The organism is Streptomyces sp. NPDC048434 (assembly GCF_043200375.1).
Lineage (GTDB): Bacteria > Actinomycetota > Actinomycetes > Streptomycetales > Streptomycetaceae > Streptomyces.
On the sequence record NZ_JBICXQ010000019.1, the window covers coordinates 82,479 to 100,624 of the forward strand.

The window sequence follows — 18,146 nt, forward strand, 5'->3', positions numbered from 1 at the left end:
GGGCGGTGGCGTCGGCGGCGGTGGGCGGTGGTCTGGACGGCGCGGTCGGGCTGGGCTAGCTTCCAGCCCACAACCAGAGCGGGGTGGGGCGATTGCGGCGCACGGGGCGCTTGTTGTGCGGGGACTCGGACAGGGACACGAGACGGGCACTGCGCACCCGCAGGGCTCGGCAGCGGACGGCGCTGGCCGCCGGTGCGGCGGCGTTCGCCGCGATGGCAGCCGGGCCGGCGGCCGCGGCGGGGGCGAGTTCGCTCCCGGCGGCACCGGCTTCAGCCGGCGAGCCGGTATCGGCGGCATCGCTCACCGTCCCGCACGCCGGCTGGCGGCTCAAGGACAGTGGTAGCACCGCCCGTTTCCGCGGCCTGGCGACCGTCAGCCGTACGACCGCCTGGGTCGCCGGTACGGCGGGCACCGTGCTGCGCAGCCACGACGGCGGCAAGCACTGGAGCGACATCTCCCCACCCGGTGCCGGGGCGCTGGAGTTCCGCGACATCGAGGCGCTCGACGCACGTCGCGCGGTCGTCCTCGCGATCGGCGAGGGGGAGGCCTCGCGGGTCTTCCGCACCGACGATGCCGGCGCCACCTGGACCGAAAGCTTCCGCAACACCGATCCTCGTGCCTTCTACGACTGCCTGACCTTCTTCGACCGCCGGCATGGCATCGCACTCAGCGATCCCGTCGACGGCAAGTACCGCATCCTGTCCACCACGGACGGCGGCCGCAGTTGGCGCGTACTGCCGTCGAAGGGCATGCCGCCGGCCCAGAAGGGCGAAGCCGCGTTCGCCGCCAGTGGCCAGTGCCTGGTCTCCGCCGGCGGCCGTGATGCCTGGATCGCGACCGGTGGCGCGGCCACCTCCCGCGTCCTGCACACCGCCGACCGCGGCCGCACCTGGTCGGTCACCGACACCCCCATACCGGCGGGTGACCCGGCCCGTGGCGTCTTCGCGCTCGCCGTCCGCGACCGCACCCACGCCCTCGCCGTCGGCGGCGACTACCGCCCCGACCAGCCTTCGCCGCGGGCCGCCGCGGTCAGCGATGACGCCGGCGCCACCTGGACCCCGGCCGCCGAACCCCCCAAGGCCTACCGCTCCGGCGCCGCCTGGCTCCCGCACTCCCGGCGCCTCGCCGTGGCGGTCGGCCCGTCCGGCAGCGATCTGACACTCGACGGCGGCCACACCTGGCACACCTTCGACAAGGGTTCGTACGACACCGTCGACTGCGCCCCTGACCTGGGCTGCTGGGCCGCGGGCGAGCAGGGGCGGATCGCACGGCTGGAGCCGTGACGGCGGGTCTGACGTCGAGCCTGGCGTCGGGCCTGACGGCACGGGCGACGTCGGCGGACGGCGCAGGCGCAAAGGCAGCCCGGCGCACGGTGACGGGCGGTGGAGGGGCCGAGGGAGCCTGGTGAGTCGAAGAGCGGGCTGAGGAAGGGGCCGGGCAGGCCGGGGTGGCGGACGGACGTGGTTCCGGGCCGGCTGACGGCCTGCGTCGGCCGGGTTCGCGGTTCGCGTTGAGGGGCGCGGTCCGTGTGTGGGGGGCCGCTTCACCGGACGTGGTTCTGCTTCACCGGGCCGTGGGCCGTGGGCCGTGTGGGGGTTCCGCTTCACCGGGCCGCTGTCCGCATGCGGCGGCTCTCCGCTTCACCGGGCCGCTCTCCCACCCCGGATCGCCGTCCTCACTCCATCAGGCTGCCGAGCCTTCCCTCCAGTACCACCAGCAACTCGCCCAACGCCGCGGAGAGTTCCTCCTGACGCTGATCGCCGATGCCGTCGAGCAGCGCCGCCTCGTACCGCAGCTGTTCGGGCAGCAGCCGGTCGATGATCTCGCGTCCCTCGTCGGTGAGCGAGAGATGTGCGACGCGGCGGTCCCGGCCGTCGGGGCGGCGGGCGATCAGTCCGCGCTCCTCCAGCTGCCGTACGCGTTTGGTCACCGCGGCGCCGGACGCAAAGGTCTCGCGGGCCACCCGCCCGGGGGTCAGCTCACGGTCCATCCGGCGCAAGGTGCCGAGGATGTCGAACTCGGGACGGGTGAGTCCGGCCGTCCGTAGTGGAGCATCGGCCGCCTGCTGCAGCAGTGCGGAACAGCGGTTGAGCCGCCCGATCACCGCTATCGGGCTGGTGTCCAGCCCTGGGTGCACCTGCTGCCACTGGCGCAGCACCCCCGCGACGATGTCCTCGGTCACCCGCACACTCCTCTCGGCCATGTCGTACGCCCCCAATTGTGCCTGCCGCGGTGCGGGCCGCCGCGCCGGGCGGGCGCGCGGGTCAGGCGGCCGGTACCGGTGCCGAGAGCTGCCGGACGAGCCCGGCCAGCGCGCGGTGCCCCTGCTGCTCGGCATGGGCGATCCGCTCCTCGGGAAGGGCGCGCTGCCACCACTCGCCGGCCGCCACCTCCACGGCTTCGCGGAGCTCGACCAGCCCCCCGGCCAGCCGGTCACGGGCCCAGCCGGTCTCCCGGGCACCGTCCGCACCGGGTGCGGTCCCCGCCGCGAGCAGCCGCAAGGCGCTGGCCTCCGCGGCCGCAACCCGCCCGAGGGCGACCTCGATACGGTCGGCGGCCCGCCGGTTGGTGACCAGGACGCAGCAGGCCAGCCCCACCGCCGCGCCCATCACGGTGTCGATCCAGCGGTCGGCGATCAGCGTGCCGGCCGGCAGCCGATTGCCGAATTCGGTCAGCAGCAGCGCCATCGGTGTGACGCACACCGAGCCGAGCCAGTAATTACGGGTGATGCAGGCCTCCGCGCCGAACTGGAAGGCCAGCGCCAGCGCGATCATCGCGAGCTCCCCGAGGTGCATCAGCGGCAGCAGCGCGGTGCAGAGCAGCAGACCGAGCAGATTGCCGAGGGTCCGTTGCAGCGCCCGCTGCCAGGAGAGTGTGGTGTTGGCCTGGTAGATCGAGGCCGCGGTGACCACGGCCCAATACGGGTGCCCGACGCCGACGGCCATCGATCCCCAGCCCGCCAGCACACACCCGACGGCGACCCGCGCGCCGATGGGCAACAGCGGTGACCCGGGCGCGAGCCGGGCGAGCACCGCCCGTGCCCCGCGCGGACGACCGGGCGCGGGCCGCCGCGGCTCCCGCGCCTCGTCAGCGACGCCCACCAGCTCCTCGGCCTGGGCGGCCGAGAGGACAACCCGGGGCAGCGGCCGCCCGCTACGCAGCTCACGCGCCCAGGCGCCGAGCCGCTCGGCTTCGGCCGCCGCGGACCGGGCATCGTGTCCCAGCACTGACTCGGCCCGCACCAGCAGTCGTTCGAGCCCTGCCTGCGCGGCGGCCCTCGCCGGGGTGCGCGCCGTGACCAGAAACAGTGTGTGCCAGGCGACGTTCACGGCGGCCGCAGCGGTATGGCGTGCGTGCGCCACATCGGGGGGCTCCATACCGGGGGGCTCCATGCCGGCCGGTTCCACGCCGGCGGAGCCCGGGTCCGTACGCAGCAGCGCCACCGCGGCCTCCAGCGCGCGAGCGACGGCGATCCGCTCCGGCCCCTGCGGGCGTCTCAGCGCCGGTGCCATGCAGACCAGCCAGGCGAGTCCTCCGGCGCCGAGCGCCAGCGCCATGTGCAGGGGCACCTCGCCGAGGCGCTGCGGCACGAAGAAGGCCGAGGCGGCGATGAACGTCAGGATGAGATTCCCCGGCGGGCCGATACGCGTGGCATCACAGACCATCTTGTGGACCGCGGCCATCAGCGAGGCGAACACGACGAGCAGCGCGGTCGAGGTGGTCAGCGAGGCGGCGGTCAGCGCGATGCCGAGGCCGGCGACCATTCCGAGCACCACCCACGACAGGGTGCGGGCGCGGGCGGCGTACGGCAGACCGTGCGCGTACAGGGCGCACATCGCGCCGGCCGAGGTGTACAGGATTAGATCCAGCCGGCCCACGGCGCACAACGCAAGATCGGGGATCGCCAGCGCCGCCACCGCGCTGAGTGCCGGTTTGTGCCAGATATCGACGGGCCGGCGCAGTCGCACGGTGCTCCTGATGGGCAAGGGCCTGGCGCGCACCGCGCTTCCCGGCGCGATGCGCGCGCTTTTCGCGGACGACCTGGCATGTTTCCCCATGACGAGAAGATTAGCAGGTGTTTTACTCGTGAAATTACGTGCCAAATATGCGCCGGTCGCGCCCGGGGGGCAGGGAGCCGCGCAAGGAACCGCGAACCGGGCTCCATGTAAGGAAGACGGCAACCGGGCCGTTCAAGGGAGACGGCAGTCGGAATCGGCCGTGCAAGGACGACGGCAGCCGGAACCAGGCCGTGCAGGGACGACTGCGGTCGGACCCGGCCTCGCAGCAAAGAAGGCAAAAGGGGACGGCGGAGAGGACGGGAGCGGGGCGACGCAGAGGGAGGTGGTGAGGAGGCGGAGGCGGAGGCGACGGGAGACGCGGCGGTGCGGGGTGCCGGCAGGGCCCCCAGCCAAGGGCGGCAGCGTGGGGCGGGAGGGAACTGGCAGAGGGGGCCACAATAGCCAGGTGCCAGCCGCCAAGAAGAAGACGACGACCGCGAACGCGTCACCGGAGCGCCGCCGCGAACTGCTCAACATCGCGGCGGAGGTATTCGCCGCACACGGCTACAACGCCACCACCGTCCGCCGCATCGCGGACGAGGCGGGGATGCTCGCGGGCAGCCTCTACTACCACTTCGATTCCAAGGAATCGATGCTGGACGAGATCCTGTCCAGCTTCCTGACCGAGCTGTGGGACGGCTATGACGCCGTACTCGCCGCCGGGCTCGGCCCCAGAGAGACCATCGAAGCCCTGGTCACCGAGTCCTTCCGGGAGATCGACCGGCACCGCGCGGCCGTCGCCATCTACCAGAAGGAGTCCAGGCACCTCGCCGTCCAGCCCCGCTTCGGCTATCTCGCCGACTCCCAGCAGAAGTTCGAAAAGGCCTGGCTGGGCACACTGGAACGAGGCGTGGCCGACGGAGTCTTCCGAGCCGACCTCGACATCCGGCTCACCTACCGCTTCGTCCGCGACACCGTCTGGGTCGCGGCGAGCTGGTACCGGCCGGGCGGACAGCACAGTCCCGAGGAGATCGCTCGCCAGTACCTCTCCATGGTGCTGGACGGTATCGCCGTACGCGCCTGACCCGACCCGGCAGGGGGCGCAGCCCGGGACGTACCGGTCAAGCTCCAGCGCCCTACCGGCGGCCGCTCAGCAGGAAGTGTTCCGCACGTACAGGGCCCGCGACGCCCAGGTCGTGCCGTAGCGGACGTCCTTCGTCGCACCCTTCGGCAGGCTGCCGTGGGGGTCGCGCTGATGTGGGACGACGATGGTGAAGCATGCGGTCCGCTGGCTGCACAGATTCGTCATGCGGACGTAGCGCTGGTGGCCCTTGTTGAAGTACTTCCGCACCACCACGCAGTGCGGCGCCCGGTCGGCCGCGGCCGCGGTCGAGGCGCTGGTCATTGTCAGAGAGGCGCTGCACGCCACCGCTGCCAGCGCTATGGCCATGATCTTCCGCACGTAATCTCCCCCGCTGGAAAACTTGGATTCCCCCGCGAAGCCCACGCTGGGTTCGCACGTTCATTCCCCATTGTCCATACCCGCCCAAGGAAAATCAGCCCCGGGGGCCACACGGGGACACAAGCGCGACATAAGAGCAGCCCTTTCGGAACCGTGTCGGGTGGAACCGGCCGAGCCGAACGGGGCTGGGGGGAGCCGGCCGGGCTGGGCGGAGCCGGCCAAGCCGAACCGGGACGGGCGGAACCGGCCGAGAGGCACGGACCGCGCGAGACGGGCTGAGCGGGACGGGCCGAGCGGGACCGACCGTGCCGGACGGACCGACCGTGCCGGACCGACCGAGCGGGCCGGGCGGAACCGACCGTGGCGCGAGCGGGTCGGGTCGGGCGAGACAGGCCCAGCGGGCCGGGCCGGCTGGGGTCGGAGCAGGCCGGACCGGACGGCTACCCCGCGGGGGCGCGGTGGCCGCTCCCGTTGCCGACTGCCGACCCGGCTGCCTGGTGTCGATTCTCGGCTGTCGGCTGGCGGCCTCCGATTGTCGCTGTCGGCTGCCGGCCGGATGTCACTCGCCGGCGGACGGGCGTGCCGCCACCACTCTCAGTCCCCGGTCCGCGAATTCACGGCGGGTTGCCTCCTTCGCTCCGTTGTCCGTGATGAACGTGTCGAAGACATCCGCGTCACCGACCCGGGCGAAGCAGCGCTCGCCGATCTTCGATGAGTCCGCGACGACCACGGCACGCCGTGCACGCTCGGCCATGAGGCGGTTGACCCGGGCCTCCGCCTCGTCGTGCACCGTGGCCCCCATCACGGGGTCCACGCCGTTGGCGCCGATGAACGCGATATCGATGGAGATCTGTTGCAGCACCAACTCACTGAACGGGCCCACCAGTTCAAATGATCGCGAGTGTGCCACCCCGCCGGTGAGCACGATCTTGATCTGCGGCCGCACAGCCAGCTCATTGGCGATGTTGAGGGAGTTGGTGACAATCGTCAGATGCGGTTGCGGGCCGGCCTCCGCGAAATCCGGACGGGTGGCAAGCACCCGGGCGATCGCCGTGGTCGTCGTGCCACCGCTCAGCCCGACCACATCGCCCCGCTCGACCAGCTTGGCCGCGGACTGTGCCACTGCCTCCTTCTCCACTGACCGGTGAGCATGCTTGTAACGGATGGGTAGGTCGTACGCCACCGAGCTGAGCACCGCCCCGCCCCGGGTGCGGGTCAGCAACTGCTGCTCGGCCAGGGCGTCCATGTCGCGCCGCATCGTGGCGGCCGAGACCTCCAGTTCGGTCGCCGCCTCCTCGACGTCCATCCGGCCTCGGTCGCCGAGCAGCTCAAGCAGTGCGTTCATCCGTTCATGGCGCTTCATAGCGCGAGCCTAATTCGTCTCAGCGGGCCACGGTAACGCGCCGTAGGCGCCCTCGTAATTCCACCGCTGCGGACCGTCCGGACCGCCGTGACGAAGCGCCGCCGGGGCGGTGACCGCCCGCTGCTGTCTCACCCCCGGGCCGGCGCCTGGGCTACGTACTGGCCCGGAACCGTCGCCTGAGTGCCCAGCAGGTCCAGCAGTCTCGCCGCTTCCTCGGCCACCGCCTCACGGGCGGGCTTGAGGTACTTCCGGGAGTCGACGAGCGAGGGGTCGGCGCCCAGTGTGTGCCGTATCGAGTGGGTGAAGACGGAGACGAGATGAGTGGAGATGTTGATCTTCGTCATTCCGGCGGCGATGGCTCGCCGCAGCTCGTCGTCAGGCACTCCGGATGAGCCGTGCAGGACCAGCGGCACCGGCAGTGCGGTGTGCAGCGCCGCGATGAGGTCCTTGTCCAGTACGGCCGTGCGCTCGTGCATCGCATGTGAGGAACCGACGGCCACGGCGAGAGCGTCCACCCCTGTCGCGCGGACAAAGGCCAGGGCCTCGTCAGGGTCCGTGCGTACCCCTGGCGCATGGACGCCGTCCTTGCCGCCGACCTCGCCGAGTTCCGCCTCGACATAGGCGCCACGGTCATGGCACCAGGCGGTGAGTTCGGCGGTGGCGGCCACGTTCTCTTTGTACGGAAGCGCGGAGGCATCGACCATGACGGAGCCCACCCCGGCGGCGATGCCCTGATGGACCAGCTCCGCATCGGTGATGTGGTCGAGGTGCACCGCGATCGGGGCCGTGGAGCCCTCGGCGAGGGCGAGGGTGGCGCGGGTGAGGGGCAGCAGGCTGCCGTGGTAGCGGATGCAGTTCTCGCTGATCTGCAGGATCAACGGGATGTCGGTGCGCTCGGCGGCGGTGACGAGCGCCTCGGCGGTCTCCAGATGGATGACGTTGAAGGCCGCGGCACCGACCCGTGCCTCCTGCGCGGCGTCGACGATCGATGAGGTCGGAACGAGGGGCATCGGATGCTGACTCCCTTGCGTACGAGGCTGATTGAGGTGGGGGGGCGGGGTGTCTACGAGGCGGCCGGCGTTTCGAGCATCACCGAGCGGGTCAGGCCGCGGGGATTGTCCGGGTCCAGGCCGCGGGCGCGGGCCCGCTCCAGGGCCACCCGCTGGACCAGCACCAGATCGGCCAGCGGATCGCGCGCATGGCACACAAAGCGCGCACCGGTCCGCAGCACATCGGCCTCCAGGCCGTCCGGTGCCTGACCGAACAGCCAGGTCACCCGGCCGGGCGCGGCTATCGCAATCGGACCGTGGCGGTACTCCATCGCGGGGTAGGACTCGGTCCAACTCAGCGATGCCTCCCGCATCTTGAGCGCAGCCTCATTGGCCAGACCGAACGTCCAGCCCGTCCCGAGGAAGGAGAACTGCTCGGCGTCCACCCATTCCTTCTCCACCGGTGCGGCCAGCGCCTCCTGCGCATCGGTCACCGCTCGGGAGATGTCCTCACCCAGATGCGCACGCAGCAGCGTCAGTGCCGTCGTCGCGAAGCGGGTCTGCACCACCGACCTCTCATCGGCGAAAGGAAGCGCGACCGTCTCGTCGGAGACCGCGACCGCCGGCGTCTCGGGGTCCCCGATGACCGTCACCGTCGGGATCCGCCCCTTGACGGCATCGAGTACGCGCAACACCTCGGTCGTGGTGCCGGACCGGCTGATCGCGACCACCGCGTCATAGTCGCGGTCGCCGCCGAGGAACGCCTCGGAGGCGGCGAAGGGGTCCGTCACCCCCTGTCCGGCCGCCTCGCGCAGCGCCGCATACGACTGCGCCATGAACCATGAGGTGCCGCAGCCGACGACGGCCACCCGCTGTCCGGCCTTGGGCAGCGGGCCCGCGGCCGCACCGATCCGCGCGGCCTCCCGCCAGGTCTCCGGCTGACTGTGCAGCTCCTGCTCCATGTACGAGATCTCGCTCATGGCCCACCCTCCCGTGATGCGCTTGCGCTCATTGTTCTGCGTGAAACTGCAATATTTGCTTTCGTTGCAAGCGACTGTACGCAGAAAATTCGCAGGACTCCATCCCTCGAACGAGTGTCTGCTCCAGAGAGGGGAGGTTAGGTGGTGGCTGGGCAGGAGCTCGGTTGTGGTTCCGCCGGAGGTGGCCGTGGAGTGGCTGTGGCGTGGCCGCGAGGCGGCGGCAGCGCTTCGAGAATCTGTTGACAGCTGCGCGAAAGGCGCCGAATACTTGCAAGATCAGTCACTAGCTCTGTCACGCAGCTCCGTCATGCAGTAAGGCCCGCTCCGCCGTACAAAGGACTTCCCATGTCCATTGCCACGCTCTCCGCGACGCCCCCGCCGCCGTCACCCAGGACCGCACTCCGCACCGGCAGGCGGTTCGCGCTCACCGGCGCCGTCGTCGGCGTCATCTACGGCTACGACACCGGCAGCATCTCCGGTGCCCTGGTGTTCCTGAGCAAGGACTTTCATCTCACCGAGGCCGAAAAAGGCCTGGTCAACAGCATCTTGGTGTTCGGCTCCATCGTGGGCGCGCTGATCGGCGGCAAACTCGCCGACGCGCTGGGCCGCAGGGCGGCGATGCTGATCGTGGCCGGCTCGTACGCCGTATTCGTCGCGCTCTCCGCCTTCGCGCCCAACGTCGTCGTGCTGGACATCGTCCGCTTCCTGCTCGGCATCGCCATCGGCATCTCGATCGTCGCCGCCCCGCTCTATGTCGCCGAGTCGACCCCGGCACGTATCCGCGGAGCCTCCGTCGCCGCGTACCAAGTGGCCACGGTCGCGGGCATCGTCATCACATACTTCGTCAACTGGGGCCTGTCCGGCGGCGGCCACTGGCGCTGGATGCTCGGCCTCTCCGCGATCCCCGCGGCACTCGTCCTGATCCCGTTGCTCAGGCTGCCGGACACCCCGCGCTGGTACGTCCTCAAGGGGCAAACGGAACGAGCCGTCGAGGTCATGGCCATGACCGACCCGGACGTCGATCCGCGCGGGGAGGTCGCCGTCGTGGCCTCCGCGCTCGCCGAGGAGAGCGGCGGATCGGCGCGCTCCTTGTTGCGCAAGCCGTACGCCCGTGCCGCGCTCTTCGTCGTCGGCCTCGGGTTCTTCTGCCAGATCACCGGCATCAATGCCGTGACGTACTACAGCCCGCAGATCTTCGAGGAGATGGGCTTCACCGGCAACGGCCAGAACTTCCTGCTGCCGTCCTTCGTCCAGCTCGCCTCACTGGCCGCGACCGTGCTCGCCATCCTCATCATCGACCGGATCGGCCGCCGGGTGGTGCTGCTGTGCGGAATCGGCACGATGGTCGCGATGCTCGCCGTCCTGACCGCGGTCTTCGCCAGGGGCGAGCTGCACGGCGCCACGACCTGGGTGGGCTTCGCCGCCATTCTGCTGTTCACCGCCGCCTTCAACTTCGGCTTCGGATCGCTGATCTGGGTCTATGCGAGCGAGGCCTTCCCCGCCCAGCTGCGTTCGACGGGGGCCTCGGTGATGCTCACCGCCGACCTGGTCGCCAATCTCCTGATCGCCCAGTTCTTCCCCTCCCTGATGACCTGGGCGGGTGCGGCCCGGACATTCGCGGGCCTCGGCGTCCTCGCGCTGGTCGCACTGGTCTTCGCCGCCGCCACCGCGCCCGAGACCAAGGGGCGTCAGCTGGAGGAAATCCACGACTACTGGCGCAATGGGGGACGCTGGCCCGCGCCGCCCGCTCCCGTAAGCTCCGGCCCGCTCAGTGGTTCAGCGGTGCCGCCGACGACGACTTCGTAGTGCCGGGGCGGGAACGTTTGCTGAGCTGACGGACAGGTACGAGTGCTCCGCCCGCCCCTCAGGGCGGCGGGCCGGGCCGTGGCAGGAGTACTGAAGACGGCGCCCGGACTGCCGGATCGCCGGTGGTCCGGGCCGGAGGGGACGATTCCTCAGGACGGCAGCTGTTCCCGGTACTGCTCCAGAGCCGGGGCGGTCGTCGTCGCCACGAACTCCGTGATCCGGTACTCGCACACCCCGGCGAGGGTGAACGGGTCCTGGGCCACCATCCGCTCGACGGTCGCACGGTCCGGCCCTGCGGCGAGAATCACGCCCCCGTCACGCGGGACCTTACGGCCGGCGGCGATGAAATGCCCGGCGGCGTACTCCTTCCGCAGCCACTCCACATGCTCCTGAAGGACGGCGCCGACGCGTTCGAGGGGCGCGGTGTAGGTCAGTTCCAGTACGAACATAGCTGCAATATAGACGAGGCATCAGGTGGTGGGCGTCGCCTACTCCTGGAGAGGAATGCGCAGGCCAGGGGGATGGGCGACGTGCCTCTCCGGCTGCTGCGGCGATCCGCTCCGGGAACGTCCCGAGGTTCTGGAGTGCCGCGAACACAAGGGCCAGGACGTCGGGAAGATCAGGCCGTGGACAGGTCCGGGCGGCGCCGCCCGTGCCGCGTCGCGCTCTCGTACGCGTGCCCGGCCCGGAGGACGGCGAGATCCGCGCGCGGCGCACCGACAAACTGCAGTCCCACGGGCAGCCCGCCCGGAGTGAACCCCGCGGGCACCGAAAGGGCGGGTACGCCGAGTACGGAGATGAGGTAGGCGGACCGCATCCAGTCCAGATACGAGTGTGTGGGCCGGCCCGCGACCTCCCGCGGATACTCCAGCTCCGCATCGAACGGCGTCACTTGGCTGACCGGGGCGAGGAGCAGGTCGTACCGGGAGAAGAAGTCCAGTATGCCGAGGTAGAGCCGACTGCGGGTCGCGGTGGCGGTGTTGAGGTCGGCCACGCTCAGCCGGCGGCCCTGCTCGATGTTCTGGACGATGCTGGGCTTGAGGGCCTGCCGGTCGGAGTCGAGCAGGTCGCCGAGCGCTAGGTCGAAGCTGTGCGCCCGCAGCGTACGAAAGGCTTCGTCGGCCCCTGTGAGGTCCGGGCAGGCGGTGTCGACACGGCAGCCGAGCTCCTCCAGGACCCTCAACTGGGGCTCCAGTACGGCGAGTACGTCCGCGTCGGCGGGAGCGCAGCCCCCGAGATCGGGCGTCCAGGCGACACGCAGGCCGCGCACCGCGCGCTCGAGCGGCACGCGGAACGCCTCGCCGGGGGTCTCCAGACTGATCGGGCAGCGCGGATCCGGACCGGCCATCGCCGACAGCAACAGCGCGGTGTCGGCGACGGTCCGCCCCATCGGGCCGGGGACCGACAGGGTGTCCCAGAGGTTGCCGCGGGGATGCCGGGGAACGCGGCCCGGCGTCGGCCGCAGCCCGACGACATTGCAGAAGGACGCAGGGTTGCGCAGTGAGCCGCCCATGTCACTGCCGTCGGCGAGGGGTTGCAGCCCGGCGGCGAGTGCCGCGGCGGCGCCTCCGCTGCTGCCGCCCGCCGAACGTGTGATGTCGTACGGATTGCGGGTGGTGCCGAAGACCGGGTTGAAGGTGTGCGAACCGGCGGCGAACTCGGGCACGTTGGTCTTGCCGAGGCGGATGGCGCCGGCCCGCTGCAGCCTGTCGACCAGCAGGTCGTCCTCGTCGGGAATGTGGTCGGCGAAGAGCGGTGAGCCGTGTGTGGTGCGCATTCCGCGGGTGAGATGAGTGTCCTTGAACGCGATCGGGAGTCCGTGCAGAGGAGGGACGGCCGTGCCCCGGGCGAGGCGTTCGTCGGCGCGCGAGGCCGCGGCGAGCGCGCCCTCGGGGTCGAGGGTGACGAGGGCGTTGACGGCCGGATTGACCTGTTCGATGCGGTCCAGATGAGCCTGTACGACCTCGCGGGCGGAGATATCGCGGCGGCGCAACCGGGCGGCGAGGTCGATGGCATCGAGTTGGTGGAGCGCGTCGGACATGAAGACCTCTGGAGGTTTCAGGGAAGCGAGCTACCGGTGGCGGTGAACGAGGGGGCCGCTCGGGGCCCGCCCCCGCCCGCTTCGGCGGCACCGACTGCGTGGTCAGCGGGGTCCGGGTTCATGCTCTCCAAGGTACCCAGCGCCACTGACAGTGAGTCGTGAGCCGGTCCGTCCGACCGGCCGGGGCTCGATCACGGGTTCGGTAGCGTGGTCGTCACCATGGACACTCCCGGAATGATCTCCTGCGCCGACGAACTGCGGCACTGGCCGGCCGACGAAGACCAGGCGCGCGCCGTCCAGGACCGGTTGCGGCCCTACGTCCGGCTCGATGAACCCGGCCCGGAACCAGGGTTCGAGGGCACTGTCGTCGGGGTGGATGTCGCCTACGACGACACACGCGATGTCGTCGCGGCTGCCGCCGTCGCGCTGGACGCCCGTACACGCGCCGTCGTCGACGAGGCCACCGCCGTCGGGCAGATCTCCTTCCCGTACGTCCCCGGACTGCTCGCCTTCCGCGAGATTCCCACCGTGCTCGACGCGCTCGCCCGTCTCGCCCGCACCCCTGACCTCGTGGTCTGCGACGGTTACGGGCTGGCGCACCCGCGCCGTTTCGGGCTCGCCAGCCATCTGGGGGTGCTGACCGGGCTGCCCACCATCGGCGTCGCCAAGAACCCCTTCACCTTCCGGTACGAAGCTCCCGGGCCGGACCGCGGCGACACCTCTCCTCTGCTGGACGGCGCCGAGGAGGTGGGACGTGCGCTGCGTACCCAAAAGGGCGTCAAGCCGGTCTTCGTCTCCGTGGGGCACCGCATCGACCTCGAACGCGCCTGCGCGCAGACCCTCCACCTGGCAGCGCACTACCGGCTTCCCGAGACGACCCGGGCCGCGGACTCGCTGTGCCGGAGGGCGCTCGCCGGCGCCTGATCCGCGGGGCCGGGGCGACGATCCGCGCGGCCGGGGCGCGGAGCCGGGCTACTCCTGGACGACGCGGAACGTGATGCCCGCATCCTGGAGGCGGGCCGTCAGCGCGTCCCCCATGGCGACCGCGGTCGTCACCTGGCCGGCCGTCTCCGGCAGGTCGTCGAAGGCCAGGCTGAGCGCCGACTCGGCGAGCATCTTCGCCGTCTCCTCGTAGCCGGGGTCACCGCCCGAGACCTCGGTGACCAGGCGTTTGCCGCCGCCGGAGGCGACGAAGCGCACCGTGAACCAGCTGCGCGCGCGCCGCTCGGGGCTCGGCCCGTCGCCCGGCTCCAGACGCCGCGACAACCAGCGTCGCGCGGGCGGCACCTGGGCGAGCGCGCACAGGGCCCCCGCCCCCAGAGCCCCGCCGACGGCGATCGGCAGCCGCCGTACGCCTGCGTAGTGGCGATAGCGGAAGTCGGGTCCGTAGCGGTCCAGCGCGGCGGCCGAGCGGGCGATGATCTGCGGGTCGAGGGTCGGCAAGGGCACACCCCAGGTGCGCGTTTCACCGCTCCTGAGGGGCGGTCCGAACGGCGCCCGCACCGTCCGGCCGGCCGGCCGCGGTTCGGTCCGCTGCCGCTCGCGGGCGGCCCGCACCATGGCGACCGGCCGCGATGCGGCGGTCAGCGCGGAGGCCAGAGTGCCGCCGGAAAACGTCGCGTTGGTGCGTACGAAGCCGTCGATGCGTACGGGGACGCCTTCGGGGAGGAGCCCCACCGTGAAGAGGACCCCCAGGTCGTGCGGGACGGAGTCGAATCCGCCGGCGTGCACGAGGCAGGCACCGGAGGCGCGGGCCGTCGCGTCATGGCGCACGTACATCCGGTCGATGAACTCCGACTCACCGGTCAGATCGACATAGTCGGTGCCGGCCGCGGCGCAGGCGGCTACCAGCGGCTCACCGTGGATCAGATACGGGCCGACGGTCGACACCAGCACCCGGCTACCGGCGGCGAGGGCGCGCAGCGAGTCCGGATCGCCGCTGTCGGCCCGCAGCAGCGGCAGGTCGGCACAGGCCGGGTCGATTTTCGTCAGCCGGTCGCGCAGCTGCTCCAGTTTGGCGGTGCTGCGCCCGGCCAGCGCCCAGCGGCAGCCCTCGGGGGCATGTTCGGCCAGATAGGCGGCGGTGAGTGCGCCCGCGAAACCGGTCGCGCCGTAGAGGACGAGGTCGTGGGCCCGTCCGGAGGTGTCCTGCCGTCGCATCGTGCGTCCTCTCGACCGCCCACCGGGCATGGAGTCCGGACCTTAGGCAGGCGCCGTCGCCCCCGTCAACGACCGGTCACGGCCGTCGCCTTGGCCGCTCCGTGGGTGACATGGAGTGTGCCGTGCAGTCTTGACAGGGCGTCGTGGCAGGTCCAGATTCACCGATGGCATCGATGACGTAGGACGTCCAATGTCTGGACTGCCCCGAGCACCCGCCCAGCGGCTGCCCTTCGACGATGCCGCGAACCGAACCGTCCGCCGACTGCTGGAGGAGGCCGGGTAGCTGTGACGACGCGTCCCGCGGACCCCCGTGACCAACGACAGCGCTGGTGGCAGGAGGTCACCACCGGCCAGTGGAAGGCGATGTTCGCCGCCTGGATCGGCTATCTCCTCGACGGCTTCGACTTCGTCCTGATCACGCTGGTGCTGACCGAAATCGCCGACGAGTTCCATCTGAGCACCGCCACCGCCGCCTCGCTGATCTCCGGCGCCTTCATCACCCGGTGGCTGGGCGGCGCCGTACTGGGCGCGATGGGTGACCGTTACGGCCGCAAGGCCGCCATGGTCACCAGCATCCTGCTCTACTCGCTCGGTACCTTCGCCTGCGGCTTCGCCTGGGGCTACACCAGCCTGTTCGTCGCCCGGCTGGTGATCGGCCTGGGCATGGCGGGGGAGTACAGCGCCAGTGTGACGTATGTGCTGGAGAGCTGGCCCGTCCGATGGCGCAACCGCGCCTCCGGGTTCCTTATCTCCGGTTACGCGGGCGGCACCGTCCTCGCGGCCGAGCTCTACACATGGGTGGTCCCCCACGGGGGCTGGCGCTGGATGTTCTGGATCGGCGTACTGCCCGTCCTGGTCGCCCTCTGGGTGCGCAGATCGCTGCCGGAGGCCGGTGACTGGCAGCGGCAGATCGGCGCCGCCACTCCCACGGAAGAGGAACGCCCCCATCCCTTCCGGCCGTTGTTCACCGGCCGTATCCGGCCCTGGGTCAACACGGCACTGGCGGCGGCGGCCTCGGCCGCGCTGTTCTGCGTCTTCACGCCCGTCGGCGCGGGATCCGTGCCAGCGCTGTCCGTCGTCGCTGCGCTGTGCCTGACGGCATTCGCCGCGCAGCTCGGGGGCCGTCGCGGGTGGCTGCTGTACGTGGCCCTGATGGCGACGGTGTTCTGCGCCTTCCTCTACAGCTGGCCGATCCAGGCCCTGCTGCCCACCTACCTCAAGACCGACCTCGGCTACGCCCCCGGGCAGGTCGCCGACGTGATGTTCTACGCCGGCTTCGGCACCATGGCGGGCTGCTGGCTGGCGGGCTTCGTCGGTGACCGGCTCGGTACCCGGCGCGCCTATGCGTGCACCCTGCTGGCCTCCCTCGCCTTCGTCTTCCCGGTCTTCGCGGTGCAGGACAGCCTGCCGGCGCTCGGCGTGCTGGTCTTCGGGCTGCTCGCGCTCAGCCAGGGCATCTCCGGCATCCTGCCGAAGTACATCGCCGGCCACTTCCCCACCGCCACCCGCGCGGCCTCTCTGGGCTTCGTCTACAACGTCGGGGCCCTGGGCGGGGCGGTGGCACCCGTCCTCGGAGCCCGTCTGGCCGAAGGCATGTCCCTGGGACGGGCACTGGCCGTGCTCACCTTCGGGCTGACGCTCGTGGTCATCATCCTGGTGGGCGGCAATGTCCCACAGCGGCTGGGCCGGCTCGTGGACCGTCAGGCGCCCGACGACCACCTGGTGCCGGAGGCCGGGGGAGCGGGGGCGCTGCCCGCGGGGGAGGCGCCCGGCGCCGCTCCGGAGGAGGTGTCGCCGGAGCCGTCGTAGCGGTGCTTCCACCGGATGTCAGGCCGTACGGGTCCAGGGCCGGGCCATGGCGTAGCGGCCCCGGTGGCCGCTCCGAAGGACACGGGCGGTGGGCCGCCCGTCCGGCGCGGAGGCCGTTTTCTCACTCCGTACCGTCGTCCTGGCGTCCCAGCGACACCGCCCGCACCCCTGCCAGCTCGGACAGCGTCTCGATCAGCGGGTGTGCGGAAGCGGTCCCCTCCAGACGGAGCAGTACCTCGGCCGGGGCGCCTGGCTCGTCCGTGCCGGTCTCCACCTGGACGTCGGTCATCCGGAAGCCGCTGTCGGTACATATCTGCCATATCCGCCCCAGCAGTCCGTGCTCCGCGCGGTAGTTGACGCGCAGTTCGATACGGGCCAACGACGGCCGCGAGGTGATCCGGTCCGACAGCTTCGAGAAGCCGCGGACGACGAGGAAGTGCACCGCCGTCGCGCCGGCGGCCAACAGCGGCAGGCCGCCGCCGCAGGCCATGCCGATGGCGCAGGTCAGCCAGATGGTGGCGGCAGTCGTCAGGCCCCGGACCGCGTCCTTCTTGACGAAGATGAGGCCGCCGCCGATGAAGCCGATGCCCGAGACGACCTGTGCGGCGACCCGGGACGGGTCGAGCGACACGCCGTCCGTACCCAGCAGTGAACCGAAACCATGGATCGACACCTCCATGAACAGTGCGCTGCCCACCCCGACGAGCGTGTGCGTGCGCAGGCCGGCGCTCTTCTGTCTCGCCTCGCGCTCCAGGCCGATCAGTGAGGACAGGAGCAGTGCTATCGCCAGCTCGGTGAACTGGCGTAGCCCCTGACCGCTGTGGAAGTCGAACAGCGCGGTGGCGAGTTGCGGGGCAGACATGACGGCAATTGTCCCTCGGCCGGCCCGGCGCCCGGCGCTCCGCGGGCCGTTGTCAGTGGTCGCCGTTAGCGTGGAATGCGTTGGCCGGCCCGCGCGTGACGAGCGTGGCGGGACGGCACCGCGGGCGGTGTCGTACGGGGGACGGATGTGGAGGAGCGCATGGCGAAGGCGGCGGATCCGGCGGGCGTGCGGGAGCGGGTGCGCGCGTTCGCGCTCGGGCTTCCCGGGGCCGTGGAGGAGTTCCCCTGGGGCGAGAGCGTCATCAAGGTCAACAAGAAGGTCTTCGTCTTCCTCGGCGTCGACGACGGCGGCCATCCGCTCGGGGTCACGCTGAAACTGAAGGATCCCGAGGCGCATGCCCATGCGCTGACCTCGCCCGGCGCCCAGCCCGCGGGCTACGGCCTGGGCAGGTCCGGATGGGTGCGGGTCCCCCTGGCGGAGCAAGGCGCGCCGCCGGCCGAGCTGCTCTGCGACTGGGCGGAGGAGTCCTATCGCGTCATAGCCCCCAAGAAGCTCATCGCCGAGCTCGACGGGGGATAGCGGCGCAGCGGCAGCAGGCGCGCAAAGGCCCGTGACGGCGATGGCAGTTGAGCATCGTCGGCGCGGGCCTTTTCCGCAGCTGCCACTCGGCACGGGGGGGCTTGTGGAAAGTGGAACACGTTCTTAACATCACGAG

Annotated in this window: 16 protein-coding genes; 6 read left to right on the forward strand and 10 right to left on the reverse strand. The window is 71.1% G+C overall.

Features of this window, described 5'->3' with window-relative positions:
* The first annotated feature begins 212 nt into the window (after window positions 1-212).
* Window positions 213-1,283 carry a WD40/YVTN/BNR-like repeat-containing protein gene (locus ACGFWI_RS22705; protein ID WP_393907802.1) on the forward strand — a complete coding sequence of 357 codons (1,071 nt, stop codon included), beginning with the start codon at window positions 213-215 and terminating at the stop codon, window positions 1,281-1,283.
* A gap of 392 nt (window positions 1,284-1,675) precedes the next feature.
* Here ACGFWI_RS22705 and ACGFWI_RS22710 read toward each other — a convergent pair whose 3' ends face one another.
* Both ACGFWI_RS22710 and ACGFWI_RS22715 read right to left on the reverse strand, forming a co-directional pair.
* A complete protein-coding gene (locus ACGFWI_RS22710) occupies window positions 1,676-2,182 on the reverse strand; it encodes a MarR family winged helix-turn-helix transcriptional regulator (protein WP_393907803.1) in 507 nt (168 codons plus the stop codon).
* Between the two features lie 82 nt (window positions 2,183-2,264).
* Window positions 2,265-3,968, reverse strand: coding sequence for an FUSC family protein (locus ACGFWI_RS22715; protein WP_393907804.1), 1,704 nt, complete (start codon window positions 3,966-3,968; stop codon window positions 2,265-2,267).
* 496 nt (window positions 3,969-4,464) lie between these two features.
* Between ACGFWI_RS22715 and ACGFWI_RS22720 the strand changes: the two genes are divergently transcribed.
* Window positions 4,465-5,082 carry a TetR/AcrR family transcriptional regulator gene (locus tag ACGFWI_RS22720; RefSeq protein WP_393907805.1) on the forward strand — a complete coding sequence of 206 codons (618 nt, stop codon included), beginning with the start codon at window positions 4,465-4,467 and terminating at the stop codon, window positions 5,080-5,082.
* A gap of 66 nt (window positions 5,083-5,148) precedes the next feature.
* Here ACGFWI_RS22720 and ACGFWI_RS22725 read toward each other — a convergent pair whose 3' ends face one another.
* The 4 genes from ACGFWI_RS22725 to ACGFWI_RS22740 form a co-directional block, all read right to left on the reverse strand.
* Window positions 5,149-5,460 (reverse strand): hypothetical protein, encoded by a 312-nt coding sequence (locus ACGFWI_RS22725; protein ID WP_393907806.1) that lies wholly within the window; start codon window positions 5,458-5,460, stop codon window positions 5,149-5,151.
* Window positions 5,461-6,019: 559 nt separating this feature from the next.
* Window positions 6,020-6,823: a DeoR/GlpR family DNA-binding transcription regulator gene (locus tag ACGFWI_RS22730; RefSeq protein ID WP_393907807.1), complete on the reverse strand. Its 804-nt coding sequence runs from the start codon at window positions 6,821-6,823 to the stop codon at window positions 6,020-6,022.
* Between the two features lie 128 nt (window positions 6,824-6,951).
* A complete protein-coding gene (locus tag ACGFWI_RS22735; RefSeq protein WP_393907808.1) occupies window positions 6,952-7,833 on the reverse strand; it encodes a ketose-bisphosphate aldolase in 882 nt (293 codons plus the stop codon).
* A gap of 53 nt (window positions 7,834-7,886) precedes the next feature.
* Window positions 7,887-8,792: an SIS domain-containing protein gene (locus tag ACGFWI_RS22740; protein WP_393907809.1), complete on the reverse strand. Its 906-nt coding sequence runs from the start codon at window positions 8,790-8,792 to the stop codon at window positions 7,887-7,889.
* Window positions 8,793-9,137: 345 nt separating this feature from the next.
* Here ACGFWI_RS22740 and ACGFWI_RS22745 point away from each other — a divergent pair, with 345 nt between their 5' ends.
* Window positions 9,138-10,598, forward strand: coding sequence for a sugar porter family MFS transporter (locus ACGFWI_RS22745; protein WP_393907810.1), 1,461 nt, complete (start codon window positions 9,138-9,140; stop codon window positions 10,596-10,598).
* 149 nt (window positions 10,599-10,747) lie between these two features.
* Here ACGFWI_RS22745 and ACGFWI_RS22750 read toward each other — a convergent pair whose 3' ends face one another.
* Both ACGFWI_RS22750 and ACGFWI_RS22755 read right to left on the reverse strand, forming a co-directional pair.
* Window positions 10,748-11,047 carry a YciI family protein gene (locus ACGFWI_RS22750; protein ID WP_393907811.1) on the reverse strand — a complete coding sequence of 100 codons (300 nt, stop codon included), beginning with the start codon at window positions 11,045-11,047 and terminating at the stop codon, window positions 10,748-10,750.
* 170 nt (window positions 11,048-11,217) lie between these two features.
* Window positions 11,218-12,639 (reverse strand): amidase, encoded by a 1,422-nt coding sequence (locus ACGFWI_RS22755; RefSeq protein WP_393907812.1) that lies wholly within the window; start codon window positions 12,637-12,639, stop codon window positions 11,218-11,220.
* Window positions 12,640-12,858: 219 nt separating this feature from the next.
* Between ACGFWI_RS22755 and ACGFWI_RS22760 the strand changes: the two genes are divergently transcribed.
* Window positions 12,859-13,563, forward strand: a complete 705-nt coding sequence (locus ACGFWI_RS22760; RefSeq protein WP_393907813.1) for an endonuclease V — start codon at window positions 12,859-12,861, stop codon at window positions 13,561-13,563.
* Between the two features lie 48 nt (window positions 13,564-13,611).
* Here ACGFWI_RS22760 and ACGFWI_RS22765 read toward each other — a convergent pair whose 3' ends face one another.
* The gene (locus ACGFWI_RS22765) at window positions 13,612-14,799 is read right to left on the reverse strand and encodes a saccharopine dehydrogenase family protein (RefSeq protein ID WP_393907814.1); all 1,188 of its coding nucleotides are present in this window, start codon (window positions 14,797-14,799) and stop codon (window positions 13,612-13,614) included.
* 363 nt (window positions 14,800-15,162) lie between these two features.
* On the opposite strand from ACGFWI_RS22765, the gene ACGFWI_RS22770 reads away from it, so the two are divergent.
* On the forward strand, window positions 15,163-16,608 hold the full coding sequence (locus ACGFWI_RS22770; RefSeq protein ID WP_393907884.1) for a sialate:H+ symport family MFS transporter: 1,446 nt from the start codon (window positions 15,163-15,165) through the stop codon (window positions 16,606-16,608).
* 121 nt (window positions 16,609-16,729) lie between these two features.
* Here ACGFWI_RS22770 and ACGFWI_RS22775 read toward each other — a convergent pair whose 3' ends face one another.
* Entirely contained in the window at window positions 16,730-17,470 is a 741-nt protein-coding gene (locus ACGFWI_RS22775; protein ID WP_393907815.1) for an MgtC/SapB family protein, read from the reverse strand.
* Window positions 17,471-17,629: 159 nt separating this feature from the next.
* On the opposite strand from ACGFWI_RS22775, the gene ACGFWI_RS22780 reads away from it, so the two are divergent.
* The gene (locus ACGFWI_RS22780) at window positions 17,630-18,010 is read left to right on the forward strand and encodes an MmcQ/YjbR family DNA-binding protein (protein ID WP_393907816.1); all 381 of its coding nucleotides are present in this window, start codon (window positions 17,630-17,632) and stop codon (window positions 18,008-18,010) included.
* Window positions 18,011-18,146: the final 136 nt, after the last annotated feature.

Excerpts from the sequence above, each read along its gene's own strand:
- ACGFWI_RS22735 (WP_393907808.1), bottom strand. The coding sequence starts at position 7,833 with ATGCCCCTCGTTCCGACCTCATCGATCGTCGACGCCGCGCAGGAGGCA.
- ACGFWI_RS22745 (WP_393907810.1), top strand. The coding sequence starts at position 9,138 with ATGTCCATTGCCACGCTCTCCGCGACGCCCCCGCCGCCGTCACCCAGG.
- ACGFWI_RS22755 (WP_393907812.1), bottom strand. The coding sequence starts at position 12,639 with ATGTCCGACGCGCTCCACCAACTCGATGCCATCGACCTCGCCGCCCGG.
- ACGFWI_RS22760 (WP_393907813.1), top strand. The coding sequence starts at position 12,859 with ATGGACACTCCCGGAATGATCTCCTGCGCCGACGAACTGCGGCACTGG.
- ACGFWI_RS22750 (WP_393907811.1), bottom strand. The coding sequence starts at position 11,047 with ATGTTCGTACTGGAACTGACCTACACCGCGCCCCTCGAACGCGTCGGC.
- ACGFWI_RS22780 (WP_393907816.1), top strand. The coding sequence starts at position 17,630 with ATGGCGAAGGCGGCGGATCCGGCGGGCGTGCGGGAGCGGGTGCGCGCG.
- ACGFWI_RS22775 (WP_393907815.1), bottom strand. The coding sequence starts at position 17,470 with ATGTCTGCCCCGCAACTCGCCACCGCGCTGTTCGACTTCCACAGCGGT.
- ACGFWI_RS22770 (WP_393907884.1), top strand. The coding sequence starts at position 15,163 with ATGTTCGCCGCCTGGATCGGCTATCTCCTCGACGGCTTCGACTTCGTC.
- ACGFWI_RS22765 (WP_393907814.1), bottom strand. The coding sequence starts at position 14,799 with ATGCGACGGCAGGACACCTCCGGACGGGCCCACGACCTCGTCCTCTAC.
- ACGFWI_RS22730 (WP_393907807.1), bottom strand. The coding sequence starts at position 6,823 with ATGAAGCGCCATGAACGGATGAACGCACTGCTTGAGCTGCTCGGCGAC.
- ACGFWI_RS22705 (WP_393907802.1), top strand. The coding sequence starts at position 213 with ATGGCAGCCGGGCCGGCGGCCGCGGCGGGGGCGAGTTCGCTCCCGGCG.
- ACGFWI_RS22740 (WP_393907809.1), bottom strand. The coding sequence starts at position 8,792 with ATGAGCGAGATCTCGTACATGGAGCAGGAGCTGCACAGTCAGCCGGAG.